This window comes from Haloarchaeobius pelagicus (assembly GCF_051207375.1).
In the GTDB taxonomy this organism is placed as follows: Archaea; Halobacteriota; Halobacteria; order Halobacteriales; family Natrialbaceae; genus Haloarchaeobius.
In genome coordinates, this window is record NZ_JBPJZD010000001.1 from 197,852 (window position 1) to 213,006 (window position 15,155).

General features: G+C 67.2%; 16 protein-coding genes. 6 read left to right on the forward strand and 10 right to left on the reverse strand.

Annotation, left to right across the window (positions count from 1 at the left end):
• The first annotated feature begins 164 nt into the window (after positions 1–164).
• The 3 genes from ACSC1S_RS01115 to ACSC1S_RS01125 all read left to right on the forward strand — a co-directional run bounded on the left by ACSC1S_RS01115 (position 165) and on the right by ACSC1S_RS01125 (position 3,758).
• On the forward strand, positions 165–1,607 hold the full coding sequence (locus ACSC1S_RS01115) for a sulfatase family protein (protein WP_435362798.1): 1,443 nt from the start codon (positions 165–167) through the stop codon (positions 1,605–1,607).
• A gap of 63 nt (positions 1,608–1,670) precedes the next feature.
• Positions 1,671–2,624 carry a beta propeller repeat protein gene (locus ACSC1S_RS01120; RefSeq protein WP_435362799.1) on the forward strand — a complete coding sequence of 318 codons (954 nt, stop codon included), beginning with the start codon at positions 1,671–1,673 and terminating at the stop codon, positions 2,622–2,624.
• A 54-nt stretch (positions 2,625–2,678) separates the two neighbouring features.
• Positions 2,679–3,758, forward strand: a complete 1,080-nt coding sequence (locus tag ACSC1S_RS01125; protein ID WP_435362800.1) for a geranylgeranyl reductase family protein — start codon at positions 2,679–2,681, stop codon at positions 3,756–3,758.
• An 8-nt stretch (positions 3,759–3,766) separates the two neighbouring features.
• Here ACSC1S_RS01125 and ACSC1S_RS01130 read toward each other — a convergent pair whose 3' ends face one another.
• The 5 genes from ACSC1S_RS01130 to ACSC1S_RS01150 form a co-directional block, all read right to left on the reverse strand.
• Entirely contained in the window at positions 3,767–4,513 is a 747-nt protein-coding gene (locus ACSC1S_RS01130; RefSeq protein ID WP_435362801.1) for a PAS domain-containing protein, read from the reverse strand.
• Entirely contained in the window at positions 4,506–5,951 is a 1,446-nt protein-coding gene (locus ACSC1S_RS01135; protein ID WP_435362802.1) for an ATPase domain-containing protein, read from the reverse strand. The genes ACSC1S_RS01130 and ACSC1S_RS01135 overlap by 8 nt, the downstream gene beginning before the upstream one ends.
• A gap of 59 nt (positions 5,952–6,010) precedes the next feature.
• Complete coding sequence (gene ygfZ, locus ACSC1S_RS01140; RefSeq protein ID WP_435316954.1) at positions 6,011–7,099, reverse strand: CAF17-like 4Fe-4S cluster assembly/insertion protein YgfZ; 1,089 nt, start codon at positions 7,097–7,099, stop codon at positions 6,011–6,013.
• A gap of 103 nt (positions 7,100–7,202) precedes the next feature.
• Positions 7,203–7,592 (reverse strand): DUF5611 family protein, encoded by a 390-nt coding sequence (locus ACSC1S_RS01145; protein ID WP_435362803.1) that lies wholly within the window; start codon positions 7,590–7,592, stop codon positions 7,203–7,205.
• Between the two features lie 37 nt (positions 7,593–7,629).
• Positions 7,630–8,736, reverse strand: coding sequence for a DUF7093 family protein (locus ACSC1S_RS01150; protein ID WP_435362804.1), 1,107 nt, complete (start codon positions 8,734–8,736; stop codon positions 7,630–7,632).
• Positions 8,737–9,045: 309 nt separating this feature from the next.
• Between ACSC1S_RS01150 and ACSC1S_RS01155 the strand changes: the two genes are divergently transcribed.
• Positions 9,046–9,342 carry a DUF6432 family protein gene (locus ACSC1S_RS01155; RefSeq protein ID WP_435316957.1) on the forward strand — a complete coding sequence of 99 codons (297 nt, stop codon included), beginning with the start codon at positions 9,046–9,048 and terminating at the stop codon, positions 9,340–9,342.
• Between the two features lies 1 nt (position 9,343).
• Here ACSC1S_RS01155 and ACSC1S_RS01160 read toward each other — a convergent pair whose 3' ends face one another.
• The 3 genes from ACSC1S_RS01160 to ACSC1S_RS01170 all read right to left on the reverse strand — a co-directional run bounded on the left by ACSC1S_RS01160 (position 9,344) and on the right by ACSC1S_RS01170 (position 11,386).
• Positions 9,344–10,762 (reverse strand): ribonuclease FAU-1 family protein, encoded by a 1,419-nt coding sequence (locus tag ACSC1S_RS01160; RefSeq protein ID WP_435362805.1) that lies wholly within the window; start codon positions 10,760–10,762, stop codon positions 9,344–9,346.
• Positions 10,759–11,133: a DUF7532 family protein gene (locus tag ACSC1S_RS01165; RefSeq protein ID WP_435316959.1), complete on the reverse strand. Its 375-nt coding sequence runs from the start codon at positions 11,131–11,133 to the stop codon at positions 10,759–10,761. The genes ACSC1S_RS01160 and ACSC1S_RS01165 overlap by 4 nt, the downstream gene beginning before the upstream one ends.
• Before the next feature lie 67 nt (positions 11,134–11,200).
• Entirely contained in the window at positions 11,201–11,386 is a 186-nt protein-coding gene (locus ACSC1S_RS01170; protein WP_435316960.1) for a hypothetical protein, read from the reverse strand.
• Positions 11,387–11,548: 162 nt separating this feature from the next.
• Here ACSC1S_RS01170 and ACSC1S_RS01175 point away from each other — a divergent pair, with 162 nt between their 5' ends.
• On the forward strand, positions 11,549–12,583 hold the full coding sequence (locus ACSC1S_RS01175; RefSeq protein ID WP_435362806.1) for a PrsW family intramembrane metalloprotease: 1,035 nt from the start codon (positions 11,549–11,551) through the stop codon (positions 12,581–12,583).
• A gap of 12 nt (positions 12,584–12,595) precedes the next feature.
• On the opposite strand, the gene ACSC1S_RS01180 is transcribed toward ACSC1S_RS01175, so the two are convergent.
• Entirely contained in the window at positions 12,596–13,201 is a 606-nt protein-coding gene (locus tag ACSC1S_RS01180; RefSeq protein ID WP_435362807.1) for a riboflavin synthase, read from the reverse strand.
• A 469-nt stretch (positions 13,202–13,670) separates the two neighbouring features.
• Between ACSC1S_RS01180 and ACSC1S_RS01185 the strand changes: the two genes are divergently transcribed.
• Positions 13,671–13,931 carry a DUF7533 family protein gene (locus ACSC1S_RS01185; RefSeq protein WP_435362808.1) on the forward strand — a complete coding sequence of 87 codons (261 nt, stop codon included), beginning with the start codon at positions 13,671–13,673 and terminating at the stop codon, positions 13,929–13,931.
• Positions 13,932–13,946: 15 nt separating this feature from the next.
• Here ACSC1S_RS01185 and ACSC1S_RS01190 read toward each other — a convergent pair whose 3' ends face one another.
• The gene (locus tag ACSC1S_RS01190) at positions 13,947–15,152 is read right to left on the reverse strand and encodes a M24 family metallopeptidase (RefSeq protein WP_435362809.1); all 1,206 of its coding nucleotides are present in this window, start codon (positions 15,150–15,152) and stop codon (positions 13,947–13,949) included.
• Between the last annotated feature and the right edge of the window lie 3 nt (positions 15,153–15,155).

The following is a 15,155-nucleotide window of genomic DNA, read 5'->3' on the forward strand; positions in this document are numbered from 1 at the left end:
GCTGCGGTTGTACGACACGTCGTCGCGCGAGGCCAAGTGTCGTCTGTTCGCCATTCGATTCCGCCCGGGGTGCTACTGTCAAGTATATATTCGTTCGCCGATAGCTATTTGAGCGACTGCTGGTAACACCCGCACGACCGACCGAACCCCCCGGTCACACACGCATGACCGACGACGCACGAGCAACCGTCTTGATCACCGTCGATTCGCTGCGGGCGGATGCGCTCGACCTGGACTCGGAGGACACACACACGCCGACCCTCCGGTCTCTGGCCGACGACGCGACCGTCTTCGAGAACGCCTTCGCACAGGGCAACTGGACGCCCTTCTCCTTCCCGAGCATCCTCGGGGGCACGCCAGTGTTCGCCGATGGCCCACGTATCGGGGTCGGCCCTGGTGCCACGCTCGCGGAGACGCTCCAGCGCGCCGGGGTCACCACCGGCGGTTTCAACGCCTCGAACGGCTTCCTCACCGCCTACTGGGGCTACGACCGCGGGTTCGAGGAGTTCGACGCCTTCCACGCGGAGGCGACGAACCCGGTGAGCAAGCTGTTCTCCGCCCACCCGACCTGGCAGGCCTGGGCGCAGTTCGCCACCCAGCCGATGCGCGCAGCAGTCCGCCGACTCAAGGGCGAGGAGAGCTACCCCGCCGAGAACACCTCACGGATGCGCGACGTGGAGAACGCAGCCATCTCGTTCATCGAGAACGCCGAGGGCGAGTTCTTCTGCTGGATCCACTACATGGACACCCACACGCCGTACGTCCCGGCACCGGTCCACGTCCGCGAGGTCGCCGACGAGCCGTTCAGCACGCTACGGATGCTCAGCCCGCACTTCCGGACTGGGCTGGGCCGTGGCATCGAGGAGGGAAGCAAGACGCTGGCCGACCTGCAGACGCTGTACAAGGCCGCTGCCCTGCAGGTCGACCAGAGCATCGGCCGCGTCCTCGCGGCCCTCGAAGACGCCGGCATCCGCGACGAGACCTGTGTCGTCGTCGCGGGCGACCACGGGGAGGAGTTCCTCGAGCACGGCCACCTCGCCCACTACCCGAAGCTGTACCGGGAGCTCGTCGAAGTCCCGTTCATCGTCGATGCGCCCGGCAGCGACGGCCAGCGGGTCACCGACCCGGTTGCGCTCGACGCGATTCCGCCGACGGTGTGTGACGCGATGGAAATCCGCGCGCCGGACCACTACACCGGCGAGAGCGTCATGCCGACGGTCCACGACGGCGTCGCGCCAGACCAGGAACCGGTCGTCTCGGTCACCGTCAGGGGCGACTCGGTCACCCAGCAGCCGATTCCACGACGGCTCGGCGACGGGGACGTGCTCGTCAGCGCCCGGAGCGAGGAGTGGACGTACATCGAGCACCCAGCAGCCGACGACCAGGAGCTCTACGACCGGCAGGCAGACCCAGCGGAGCAGGACGACCTGTGGGACGGCGAGCCACCGAACGAGGCCGTCGCGCGTCTCCAGTCCGCCGCCGAGCAACGGGTCATGGCGCTCGACTCCGTCGCGGACGCAGCCGAGTCGGCCGGCGAAGACGACGCCGATGAGGAGGTCGTCCCCGAGGAGATCGAAGACCGGCTGAGCGCGCTGGGCTACAAGTAGTCGGGCCACCGGAGGGATCTCTCAGGACGGAGAGTTTTGTCGGACCACGACGTAGAGGGAGCTATGCAGTTCGTCGCCCTTTCCGACACCCTTCTCACGATTCGCGACGGCGAGACGGTCGCCCGGTTCGACGGCCACGACTTCGAGTGCGTCGCGACCGACGGCGAGCACGTCTTCGCCGGGACGTTCGACGCCGGGCTCTGGCACAGCCAGGACCGGAGCGAGACCTGGGAACGTGTCGGGCTCGACCTCCCGGATGCGGTGATGTCGGTCGCGTTCGATCCACACCGCGCAGGCGGACTCTGGGCCGGGACCGAGCCGAGCCGCGTCTTCTATTCGCCGGATTTCGGCGACACCTGGACCGAGCGAGGCGGTCTCACCGACCTGCCCTCCGCCGACTCGTGGTACTTTCCGCCCCGGCCCGACACGCACCACGTCCGTTGGCTCCAGCCCGACCCGAATCGCCAGGGCCGACTCTTCGTCGGCATCGAAGCCGGTGCGCTCGTCGTCACCGAGGACAGTGGCGAAACGTGGCGCGAGCGCCCCGAGGGAAGCCGTCGCGACAACCACCAGCTCGCGACTCACCCGGACGCCCCGGGCCGCGTATACAGCGCCGCCGGCGACGGCTACGCCGAGAGCAACGACGGCGGCAAGACGTGGGTCCAGCCACAGGATGGCCTCGAGCACCGCTACTGCTGGAGCGTCGCGGTCGACCCGGGCAACCCCGACGTGCGACTCGTTTCGGCGGCGGATGGGGCGTACGCGGCCCACCGGGCCGAGACCGCCGAATCCTACGTCTACCGGAAGGTCGGTGACAAGCCGTGGACGCTCGCGATGCGCGGTCTGCCCGAGCCAGACGGGTTCCGCCGGCCGGTGCTGGCACCGGGGACCGACCCGGGGACGTTCTTCGCCGCCACGGACGACGGACTCTACCAGACCGACGACCGGGCCGGCGGCTGGAACCGCATCGAATCGTGGGACGTGGCCGGTCCGGTTCGCGGCCTCGCAGTGTGGTGAGCCTGGCGACCCGAACCGGGAAGGTATTTAGCCGCGACTCACTAGGCGACGGACATGTACGACTTCGTCGTGGTCGGCGCTGGTCCCGCCGGCGCACGCTTCGCCCGCCGCGCCAGCGAGGCGGGATACGACGCCCTCGCGCTCGAACAGGGCCGCGTCGGTGAACCACTGGCCTGTTCGGGACACGTCAGCACCGACATCTGGGAGTTCACTGGTGACGGTGCCCGCGATGAGCTGCTCCAGAACGAGGTGTTCGGGGCGCGCTTCCACGTCGGCGGCCCCCATAGCAACGCCCACGAGTTCTACAAGCGCGAGGTCGTCTCGAACGTCATCGACCGGGTCGGTCTCGACCGGCATCTCGCCGACCTCGCCCGCGAGGCCGGGGCGGACCTCCGCGAACAGCACACCGTCACCGGCGTCGAGGAGCACCGCGAGAAGGTCGAAGTTACGGCCCGCGGTCCTGACGGCGTCGAGACCCACGAGGGGAAGATGGTCGTCGGCGCGGACGGCCCGCGCTCGCGGGTCCGGCAGGCACTCGGCCTCCCCGAGCCCGGGGAACTGCTCCATGGCGTCCTCGGGTTCTCCGACGAGCCCGACCCACAGGACTTCGTGGATGTCCACCTCACCGCGCCCCGGTTCTTCGCGTGGCGCATCCCCCGGGACGAGTCCGGCGTCGAGTACGGGCTCGCCTGTCCGCCGGGTGAACAGGTGAACGAGCTGTTCGAGGAACTCGTCGCGGGCTACGACGTGGACATCGTCCGCCGGTGTTCCGGGCTCATCCCCATCGGACCCCCGGGCGTCGTGACGACCCGCCGCGGGTTGCTGGTCGGCGACGCGGCTGCACAGACGAAACCGTTCACCGGCGGTGGCATCCTCTACGGGATGACCTGTGCGGACCACGCGGTCCGGACGGTCGACCCCGACGACCCGTACACGCTTGCGGACTACGAGGAGGCGTGGCGTGACGACCTCGCCAGCGAGATTCGACTCGGCCACTGGATTCGCAAGGCGTACTCGCTCCCGGAACCGGTGCAGACGCTCGGGCTGTCGACGCTGTCCGGCGAGATCGGCGTCCACATGGACCGTCCCACCTCGCTGTTCTCGACGGACCAACTGAAAGCGTTCCTGCGCTGACTGGCGGCTCAGCCCCGGGCCTCGTCCCGGTCGCGGCTGAGACCGAGGTAGCCCGAGACGGTCCGGTTCTCGATGGTGATGGGGCGAAGTTCGACCGGGAGCGATTCGGTTCCCTCGACCAGTCGGACGTGTTCGACCGAGAGCTCGACCCGCTCGAACAGGCGCTCGACCCGCTCTCTGTCCTCGGTCGCGACCAGTTCGTCGAGACGTCGGCCATGCAGGTCCTCGGGGTCGGTACCGAGTGCCCGGCTGAGAGCAGTGTTCGACACTGTCACGACGCCGTCGACCACGACGAACGTCGCGAACGGCAACGCCTCGACGACCGTGTCCAGCGAGAGCGTCCTGGTCGCCTTCTTCCCGGGTTGATGCTGCTCGAGCAGGCTATCGATACGATGGCGGAGTGTCTTGGGGTCTATCGGGACCGTGATGAGCTCGTCGATGAAGTCGAACCGGGTGTCGTCGCTGGCGGCGACCCGAGGCCCGAGGCGGTGTGGGACGACCAGCAAGCAGGGGAAGAACTCGTCAGCCTCGTCCCGCTGCTCCTTCTGACGACGTATCTCGGCGGCTGCACGCGACAGCGCACCGATGTCGACCAGACAGAGGCTGGTGTCCTCGGGGAGTGGGTCGCCCGGCTCGATGGCTTCTGCGTCGATGCCGTGCTCGTCGAGCCACGTCGTCAGGACGTTCTCGTTCCCACTGTCTGCCAGTACGAGTGCGACAGCTCGTGGATGTGAGGGGGCGTCGGAATCACTCACCGCTGTCCTCGACGAACTCTGGCGTTCCGGTCAACACCCCGCGGAGACCGGTCAGCGGTGCTCCGAGATGGAGGCCATCGGAGCGTATCTCGAACTCTCGGAGCGTTCGCTCGAAGTCGCTCGTCCGCATCTTCAGGACGCCCATCGCCCGGTTTATCTCACCGTGCAGTTCGAGGTACCGGAGGAAGAGGATGTTGTCACCGAGGTAGCTTATCCGTTCGCTGGTCGGCTGGAAGTCGCCGGTGACCGCGGCCACGTCGTCGATGAGCAGGGACGTGATACCCATCCCTCGCAGGTAGCGACACAGCGCATGTAGTTCACGGACGAGGTCGTCGTCGTCACCACGGATGGAGAGCCGGTAGCCGCTGATCCCGTCTATCATGACGAGTTTCGCTCCTTTCTCTTCGACCTCTTGTCGGACCATGTGTGCGAACTCGTCCGACGAGACCGCCAGCGGTTCGACCTCGACGATCTCGAGGGTCCCCTTCGCTTGCATCTCTTTGACTGGAATCCCGATGGCCTCCGACCGGTGGACGAACGTGTCGGTCGACTCTTCGAACATGTAGATGACGGAGCGCTCGCCGCGCTCGGCGGCGGCGCTCATGAGCTGTGAGCCGGTCGTCGTCTTCCCGACCCCGCTCGGGCCGCTGATGACCGTCACCGTCCCGCGTTCGATGCCGCCGGAGAGGAGACTGTCCATCTCGGAGAGTCCGGTCGACATGGCCACGGCCTCGAACTCGCGCGAGCGAACCGTCGGAATCAGCTCGGGGAACACGTCGATTCCGGTCTCCGTGATGCGCATGGTGTGGACGCCGCCCTGGAAGCCAGAGCCACGGAACTTCGTGACGGTGAGCGTGCGGCCCTTCGCGGCGTAGCCGAGTTCCATGCTCCCATCGCAGATGAACTCGAGGTCGGCGTCGGGCATGTTCGGCATCGGCTGGGTGGAGAACACGATGGTCGCCTCGGAGTCCTTGAGGAAGCTCATGAAGCCAGCGACCTCCGTGCGGAACTGGTAGTCGTCGGGGGCGAAGTAGCGGAGCTGGGTCAGCGGGTCGACGAACACCCGGTTCGGTTCGGTTTCCTCGACGGCCCTGACGACGTGTTCCGTGATGTCGTCCTCGACGTCCGGTGGTTCGAACACGTCGTAGTGCGTCCGCGACTGGAACGACTCCGAGTCGGGGCTCAGGTCCAGAATCGTGATATCGGAGAGGTCGAACCCGAGTGCAGCCGCGTTCGCCAGGACATCCTTCTCGCGCTCCTCGAACGCGACGTAGAGGCTATTCTCCGGGTCCTCGAGTAGAAAATGCAGGCCGAGAATCGTCTTTCCCGTGCCGGGCTGCCCACTGACCATGTACGACCGGCCCGGAATGAAGCCGCCGTGAAGGACGTGGTCAAGACCGGAGATTCCGGTCGAGTATCGTACTCCGGTTTCATCCATGGCTAGAAAGAAACCGCCAGTGACCAAAAGTCATCTGGCGAGTTCCCTGCTAAAACGAGCTAAGACGGGTATTCTGGTACACGGGCCGACCGGTCGCTCTCGGAGAAGAACGGCAGCGAGACGCGGGTCGCCGACACCTCGTCGCCGTCGACACGGACGGTGAGGTCGGTCGTCTCGGAGTCGTAGGGGACGAGCGCCATGGCGAGCGGACGGTCCAGCGACGGGCTCTCGCACGCGCGGGTCACCTCGCCGATGGCTTCGTCACCGTCGAAGACCGCGGCTCCGGAGTCGGGGACGACCTCGGGTTCGAGCCCGACGAGTCGGCGCGACGGCTGGCCACGGTTCTCCACGCGGGAGACGACCTCCTGGCCGACGAAACAGCCCTTCTCGAAGTCCATCGCGTTCCGCAGGCCGAGGACGTTCGGGAGCCGTTCCTGGAGTTCGGTGTCGAACAGGGGCGTCCCGCCTTCGAGGGTCAGGGCATCCCACGTCTGGTAGCCGAAGGGGGCCGCGTTCAGCCCGTGGTTGACGAGCGTGCTGAACACCGCCCTGGCGTCGTCTGCGGCACAGATGACCTCGTAGCCCTCGTCGCCGATGAGACCGTCGCCCCGGATGACCGTGACACCTTCGTCGCCCATCGTCCCGCGAACGAACGAGAGGTGGTGGTCCGGGGTCGCGGACTTGTTGAGGACGCTCGCGACCTTCTCGGTGGACTTCGGGCCGTGGACGCCGAAGGTGGCGAAGTCGTCGGTGGCGGCCCGTAACTCGACGTCCTGGATGAACACCTTCTCGCCCCAGTCCTCGACCAGCTCGTCGGCCAGTCCCGGCGGCACGAACAGGAGCAGGCGCTCGCCGGCGTTGTAGACGTACATGTCCATCCGGATCTTGCCCTGGGGGTCGAGCAAGAGCGCGTAACAGCCCTCGCCGTCCTCACCGGGCACCCGGTTCGAGACGGCGTTGTCGACGAACTCGACCCTGTCCTCGCCGGTGACCGTGACGACGCCGTACACCATCTCGCAGACGCCGGCGACGTTCCTGACCGCCTTGTGGACTCGCTCCGGTCGCCCGTAGTGTTCGACGACGGTTCGACCGCCGCGCTCGCCGAACGTCGCCCCGTGGTCCGCGTGGACCGACTCGATGACCGTCATTGATATCTGCAGGTTGGGCCGGTTCGCGGGTAAAGGCTCTCGTTTCTCCGGGCGATGTCTCTGGAGGCGCGAAAAACGCAGAAGCACCGCACAGGGTCGCTGTTCAGGCGTCGACGTCGTGGTCCGGGTCGTCCTCGACGGCGCGCTTCATGGACTCGCGGCGGGACTTGGCGTCACGGCCGGTCGCCTCGAGGAGGAACTCGTTCTTCTTGGAGACGGCGTCGCCGGCGGCCTCGAGCTCGTCCGGCGAGAGCTCGGCCGGGTTGCGCTCGACGAAATCGACCGCGAGCTTGTCCTTCTTGCCCGAGTACTCCACAGCGCCGACGATGATGCGCTCGAAGACGGGGTTCGCCGGTTCGCCGATGACGTAGAGGTCGCTGCCCTTGAACTCCTCCGTACCTGTCACGGGTCCGAAGTACTCCTCGATACTCGCTTTCAGGTCCGGAATGCGCTCTTCGAGGTACTCGCCGCGTCGCATCTTGTACTCCTTCATGGATGGGACATGGGCAGGTGGGTGTTTACCTGTTTCGTCACTCCTCGGCGAGGTAGCCCCGTTTGCACTCGGGACAGATGTCTCCGGCGCGCAGCGAGGTCCGTGCGGCGAGTTCGGTGTTGTCACAGGCAGGACAGACGAGATCGCCGCCTGACCGCGATGGCGAGCCGGTGCCCGGGGCCCGCGCTTCGTTGGCGGAGGCGATGCCCGTCGGGGAGTTACTGGCGGCGCTGCGGGCGCGCTGGTCGACCTCCTGTTCGACGGACTGGGCTCCCGTGTTGTCGATGAACTCCGCGTCGTGCCCCTTCTCGGGGTTGCCCTCGGCGTCCGTCTGCGGGTGGCCGCCTTCGAACTCGACGTCCGCCGTCTCGCCGTCGGGCGTGGTCGCGTCGAAGCCGTCGTCTTCGTCACCGTGGTCGGGCCACTCGCGCGCCTCGGTCGTGGCGTTCGCGTGGCCTCCCTCGTGCTCCGGCCACTCGCCGTGTTCGCGTTCGGTCTCCTCGGGCTCGGGGCCGTCGCCCGGGAGGATGACGCCGTCGTCGGTCTCCGGGTTCTCGTGGGGGTCTGCAGGTGCGTCCTCCACGAACTCACCAGCGTCGTCGACGTCGGTCGCGGTCGCCTCGGCGGTGTCGGCCTCGGCGTCGACCGCGTCAGCCGTCGGTTCCGGGTCGTCGTCGCCGTCGATGATCATCGCGTCGTCGTCGGCCGCCACGGCCGCCGCGTCGTCCGGCGTCGAATCGGGAACCGGCGTCTCATCATCGTCGTCGACAGCCTCGTCGCCTACGACCTCGGCGTCGTCGTCCGTCTCGGCGTCGTCGTCCGTCTCGTCCTCGCTATCGACCGTGACATCGGGTTCGTCGTCGTCGACGAGTTCCGCGTCGGCCTCGTCGGCTGTCGCCTCGGCGACCACCTCGGCGGCGACCGTATCAGCGTCGTCTGCCGGCTCCTCGGCCGAGTCGGTCGGCTGTCCGTTCGAGACGCTCGTTACCTCGGTGTTCTCGCTGATGAGAGTCTTCTCGCCACAGCGCGCGCACACCTCGTACTCACGGACGGTCATCACGACCTCGTTGCCCTGCTCGTCGCGCTCGTCCTCTATCTCCGTCTCGCTCCAGTCGTGACCGAGGAGCGAACACCTCAGACCCATTATGACGGCCTACCCCGTCCGGCCGTAAAAGACTTTGCCGACCTGGCAATCGGAGGGTGACGCACCGATGGCTGTGCTAGCAGGCAGCGCGGGCTGCCCAGCCGGTCACTGCTCGTTGACACCGACAGCCATCCGGGCCAGTAAGACACAGACGACAGCGACTCGACCCGGACTGGGGACTCCACCGGTACCGACGACTCCACCGGTACCGACGACTTCGCCTGAACCGACGAACCCACTGCTCGACACCCTGCCCGACCACGACGACAGGGGTAAGCGTGAAATCGTATCCGCACGAAGTGGATACTGATGAAGGCAAAGCGGGAGTTCCGGAATCGAGCCGACATCGACGTATCCGTGCTCGATGCCCTCGTGGACCGTGCTGACGACGGGATGACAGTCTTCGAGCTCCGCTCGCACGTCGAGGCGGACATCGACGACCTGGAGACGGCCCTCGCGGGGTTGAAAGAGGACGAACTCATCGTCGTCGAACAGTCGACCGGCCGGACGGTCATCAAGCCCGCGGACCAGGTCATCCCCGACCCGGAGGACCTCGCGGAGGACCCGTCGCTCATCGACGAGTTACGGAAGAAACTACCCTTCTGACTCAGCTGAGCGCCCGCTCGACCGCGCTGGCGACGCTCCGGGCCTTCTCCGCGAGTGCTTCCGAGACGTGCCCCGAAGCCACGGCCTCGTCGAGTTCGTCGTCGTCGACGCGTTCGACGGTTCCATCCGCGTGTTTCACCACGTCGACGTGGAGGTCGACGTAGCGCGCCTCGTCGGGGAACAGCTCGACCGGCGTGCAGATGTTCACGTAGGTGCCCTTCTTCTCGCCATCCTCGCCGCGGTAGACGGTCGGGTACCACCAGCGTCCTTCCTTGAGCTTCGTGATGGCCACGTCACCCTGCTCGCGCGGGACGCCGAGGGCGTCGTAGGTGCCGCCGCCGGACATCTGGCGTTCGAGGGTCACCTGCCCGTCGGGGTCGTAGTCCGTTATCTCGCCGCGGCCGAGGACGATGAGCCGCCCTTCGGGTTTCCCGTGCGCGAGGGCGATTCGGTCGCCGAGTAACGGGCCGAACTGTTCGGTGACCGCCTGGAACGGGAACTCACCGCCGGGGTCCTCACAGACCGCCTCGACGAAGTCGACGGCCGTACTGGCGGCGCGGTGGGCCGCCTTGATTCGATGGTGGCCGATCATGGTTCGTTCGACCCCGCGCCGAACCTCGTCCAGGGCGAACCGGCACTCGCGGCCGAACCAGACCCACGCGGTTCCCTCGCCGGGGGCGAGCAGGTCCGGGGCGTCGTCGGGGTCGCCGCCGGCGGCAGCCAGCTGGTCGTCCAGTTCCGCGGCGCGGTCGACCGCGGCCTGGAGTGCGTCGCCGAGTGCGGACATGTCGGCGTCGGCGGCCGCGCGCTGCCAGCGGACGCCCCAGCCGTCGGGCACCTCGACGGGGAGGATGTCGGTGGTGCGGACGATTTCGGTGGCGCGCTCGCCGTTCACGTTCGCGGAGACGCCCGAGCGCCCCTGCGAGAGTTCGACCAGTCCGTCGTGGACCGTGATGTCGGTCGAGAGCAGCGGGCGGTCGTCGCTCCACGGAGCGGCGGGTTCGTGGACCTGCACGCGGACCACGTCGCCATCGTCGACGTAGTCCTCGACCTCGCGGAACGGGAGGAACCCTTCGCTGTCGCCCAGGTCGACGACCGCGCCGCTGCCGAGCGTCTCGGTGACGATTCCGTCGAAGACCGCCCCGCGGGGGGCGGCGCTGTCCCAGTGGAGCGCGTCCACGCCCACGTTGGCGACGACCTCGCGGACCGTCGCGAGGGTCTCGCGCTCGCCGATGAGGCCGACACCCTGGCGGTCTCCGGTCGTCTCGATCTCGACCGCGGCCGGTCTCGCGGAGAGGTCGGCGTCGTGCTCCTCGAACCGTCGCCGGATGGGCGGGGACGCCTGCACCACATCGAACCCCTCCTCGAGCAGGAGCTGGGTGAGCGCGGTCGTGTAGATGCCCCGGACCCTGACCGTCATAGCTGGTCGCGGGTCGGTGCGAAGCGGACCCGGTCGTGGACGCTCGGACCGAGCGTGAGTTCGACCGTCCCGTCGTCGAGGAGTCTGCCGTCTTCGACGAACACGCCCCAGGTGTCGAAGCGCAGCCAGCCGCGCATCTCGGCCGCGTGCGTGGTGATGTCGCAGTACTCGACGGTGTGTTCGGGGTACTCGTTCGCGCTGTGGGCCATGTCCATGTCGGAGTAGACCACGTCGTTCGTCTCGAAGAACTCCATCAGCGCCGCGGCGTCGGCCTCGGTCTGCTCGGCGACGGCCGCGGAGGCTGCCTGCAGCTCGTCGGTCGACAGGCCGACCTCGCGCAAGGCGGCCTGCGTCCGCTGGTCGAAGTGCATACCCGGCGCTACAGGTGGCAGGGTCTTTACTCGTACGACAGCGTCCGCGTGAGTCGGTCGTCGGGATTCAGTCGTCGGCCAGGGTTTCGCCCCAGCGGGACGAGCCCTCGGCCGGCGTGCGAGAAGAGGGAGGCGTGGTGGTCGTCTGCGGTTCGTCGTCGGTCGGTGTGAGTGTAGGTACTGGTTTCCTAAACCCGTCTTCCTCCGTCGGAAGGGGTGTGTAGAGCATCTGTCGGCTGTTATTCTCTGTCATTGTCTCGCATAGAGGAGTCCCCCATCATAAGCTTCCCCCTATTACGCGTTATGTGGATTAATGTCATTCTAGGATTCGACGTTCGTCACCTAGCACTTCATTCGGGTCCACAGCCTGCCGTAGGGGGAAGCATTACAGGCAGGATGTCCGTACGCTTGGGCAATGAGTCCTCGCCGTGACCCGGTCGAGCGGGCTGCTGACCGGGCCAGTGACCTGTACGAGATCGCGACGTGGGAGCCACGCACCGAGTTCGACGGGTTCGCGGTCTCTGTCTACGAGGGACTCCGCCCCGCCGCTCGGTTCGGCGTCATCGTCCTCGCGGGCATCCTCGCGCTCGTGCTGTTCGGCCTGGTCGCCATCGGGGCCATCACCACCCCACTGGTCGGCGGTTTCGTCGTGCTCTCCATCGTCCCCGCACTGCTCTTTGCGGTCTACGTCTACCGGAGCGACGTGACGACACAGGAGCCACTGCGGCTTGTCGTCGGCACGTTCCTGCTCGCCATCCTGTTCTCGACGTTCGCCAGCGTCGTCAACACCGTGATGAGTGCGGGCTTCAGTTTCGTCGGCCTCCCGACCAGCACACTCCTCGGCGGCTTCGTCTACTTCTTCTTCATCGTCGCGCCCGGCGAGGAGTTCGTGAAGTGGCTCGCCATCCGCATGTACCCCTACCGCCGCCCCGAGTTCGACGCGGTCATCGACGGCGCGGTGTACGGTGCCATCGCGGGCCTCGGCTTCGCCACCATCGAGAACGCCGTGTACATCACCAGCAGCATCAACCAGGCGTCGACCGTCCCCATCGTCGACGCGGGCTCGGCCATCGCGACGGTCCGGGCGTTCGCCGGGCCGGGCCACGTCATCTACTCCGCCATCGCCGGGTTCTACCTCGGGCTCGCGAAGTTCAACCGGGACTACTTCGGTCCCATCGTCGTGAAGGGTCTCCTGCTCGCGGCGCTGTTCCACGCGACCTACAACATGACCGTCAGCCGGGTCCCGCAGGTGCTCTCGACCGCCCTCGATATCAGCCCCATCGCGGCGTTCTTCGGCTACGTCGTCGTCTACGACACCGTCATCGGCCTGTTCCTCTACCGCAAGATACGGAACTACCGGCGGGCCTACGACGAGGTCGGCGCGCACCGGAACGGGGTCGAACCCGGCGAATCGGAACTCACCGAGTTCGACCAGCCCCCGCGGTACTGAGTTCGACCTGCGTCAGGCCAGTCGGTCGGTGTAGCCGTCCAGCATGTTCTCGACGTACTTCGCCATCACGTCCACCTCGAGGTGGACGAAGTCGCCCGGCTCCTTCGCCGAGAGGTTCGTCAGCTCGTACGTCGTCGGGATGATGGCGACCGCGAACTCACCCTCGCCCTTCTCGGCGACCGTGAGGCTGATGCCGTCGAGGGTGACCGACCCCTTGTCGACGACGTATTTCTCGTATCCTTCGGGGAGTTCGAAGGTGAAGCGCCAGTCCTCGCCAACACGGTCGACCGCGAGGACCTCGGCCGTCGTGTCGACGTGGCCCTGCACGATGTGGCCGTCGAACCGGCCGTCGGCGGGCATCGCACGTTCGAGGTTCACGAGGTCACCCGCCTCGACCAACCCGAGGTAGGTCTTCGCGACGGTCTCCTCCGCCAGGAACACCTCGAACGTCTCCGCGTCGAACTCCTCGACGGTCAGACAGACCCCACTGACGGCGATGCTCGCGCCGTGGCCGATGTCCTCGAGGACCACGTCGCCCGCGATTCGCAGGCGTCGCCCGTCGTCGGTCTCTGTCACCTCGACCACCTCGCCCGTCTCCTCGACGATACCGGTGAACATAGCCGGGCGTTCGGGGCGGGCGGCGGAAAGGGTTGCTATCTCGGGTGCTCGTCTGCTGGTAACCCTACTGGGTGGCGCGCGCTGGCTCGCGTGTCGGAGGTCGCGAGTCGGCGCCGTGCGAGGGATGAGTACCGCAACGTAGCGAAGTCGTTCGAGACGGCAAAGCCGTCTCGTGATGACGAAAGGTCGCAGACCTTTCGAACCACGGAGTGAGGAACGGAATCGGCTGGGGAGGGTGTGGTGCGGTTGCGGTGCTGTGCGGTGTGGGGGTGGTCTCCACTGCCACCAGCGCGAGTGACCTGCTCGTCGCCACCAGCCATCGCCTGAACTCCAGGGCGTCCAGCCATCGGTTCGAGTCGAGAGCCGAATCCGGCACCGTCTCCGACTCGACCAGCGATTTCACCACCCATCCATTCGATTACCGACGGGTCCGCACCCTTTTTGTCGTGCTGTCGCCAACGAACTGTCGATGGGTCGGAGCATCATCGAATCGGTGAAACTGCTGGCGGTACTCGTGTTCGCACTCCCTGCCATCGCCGCGGGCCTGGACATGGTCTTCCTGCGCGGTGAGACCACCATGGGTGCGGCACTGGTCGTCATCGGGGTCCTCATGATACTGGTCGAGAAGTACATCGACAGCCCGTTCGACCTCCCGGGCAAGCTGACGGGCGCGGCGGTCGATACGGTCATCAAGGAGCCCGAGGAGATCGAGGAGTCGAACAGCGAGTAGCGAGAACGGTCTTTCTCAGGGTGCCAGCGACCGCGGGAACGCGCCGAGTGCCCGCCCGCCGTCCTCGGTTATCGCGACGAGGTCAGCGAGCCTGACCGTCCCTTCGTCTGCATCACTGACCGTGGCATCGAGCGCCAGCACCGTCCCGGAGTCGAGTTCGTCGTCGTCGTCCAGTTCGCCGAGCAGCGGCGCTTCGCGGCGTTCCAGTCCGACGCCGTAGGCCGCCCCGTCGTCGCCGTCGAAACCGTAGGCAGCGACCTCGGCCTCGAGTTCCAGCAGGACCTCGCCCACGGTGATACCGGGTTCGAGTTCGCCGAGCGCCGCGTCGAGGGCGGTCTCGGCGGCCAGTTGCGCACGCCGGGTCCAGCCGCCGTCACCGTCGACGACGAACGTCCGGACCAGCCGCCCGTGGTAGCCGTCGGGGCCGTGGGGCGCGAGGTCGACGACGACGGTGTCGCCCGGTTCGATGGGGTCGTCAGAGCGCGGGGTCGCCGTCCGGCCCGCGACGCCGATGGCGGTCGTCCCGGGGTGGACGCCCTCGGCAGCGAGGGCGGCGTTGGCCTCGCGGCGCAGTCGGAGCGCGGTGAGCGGGGCGTCGTTCCAGACGAGGGGGCCATCGTGGTCGTGGTCGTGGTCGTGGTCGTGGTCGTGTGACTCGCCAGTGCCGTCGCCGGAATGGCTATGTGAATGACCGTGGCCGTGTCCCTCCTCGGTGAGGTCGCCCGGTTCTGCCTCTGCCAGGACTTCCGAAACGCGACGCATCCCAGCGCAGGCTGCCGACTGGACCGTGGTCTGGCGGAGCTGTTCGGCGTCGGTCTTGCGTTCCCGCGCGGTCTCGACGACGGCCGTCGAGGCGACCTCGAAGCCGTCGTTCTCCAGGTACAGCGCGGCGTCGTGGGGAATCGTCTGCGGCGTCAGCACCGTCCCGGACAGCCCGAGGTCGTCCAGCACCGTCGCGACCCGGGTACCGGTCGGGATCGCCTCGCCAGCAGGCAAGACCTGTGCGTCGGGGTACGCCTCCGTCGCGGCGTCGGGTGCCTCGGGCGCGAGCAACAGCGCCTGGTCTGCCGTCACGACGACGGCGAGTTCGCCGTCGAGTTGGGCGGTCCGTGCGAGGTAGCGAAGCGTCGGGTCGGACTCGCGGCCGACGTGGACGAACGCACAGGCATCGCGGGCTCGCAGCTCGCGCTGGACGGGCTCGAAATCGATTGAAAGCGACATGGC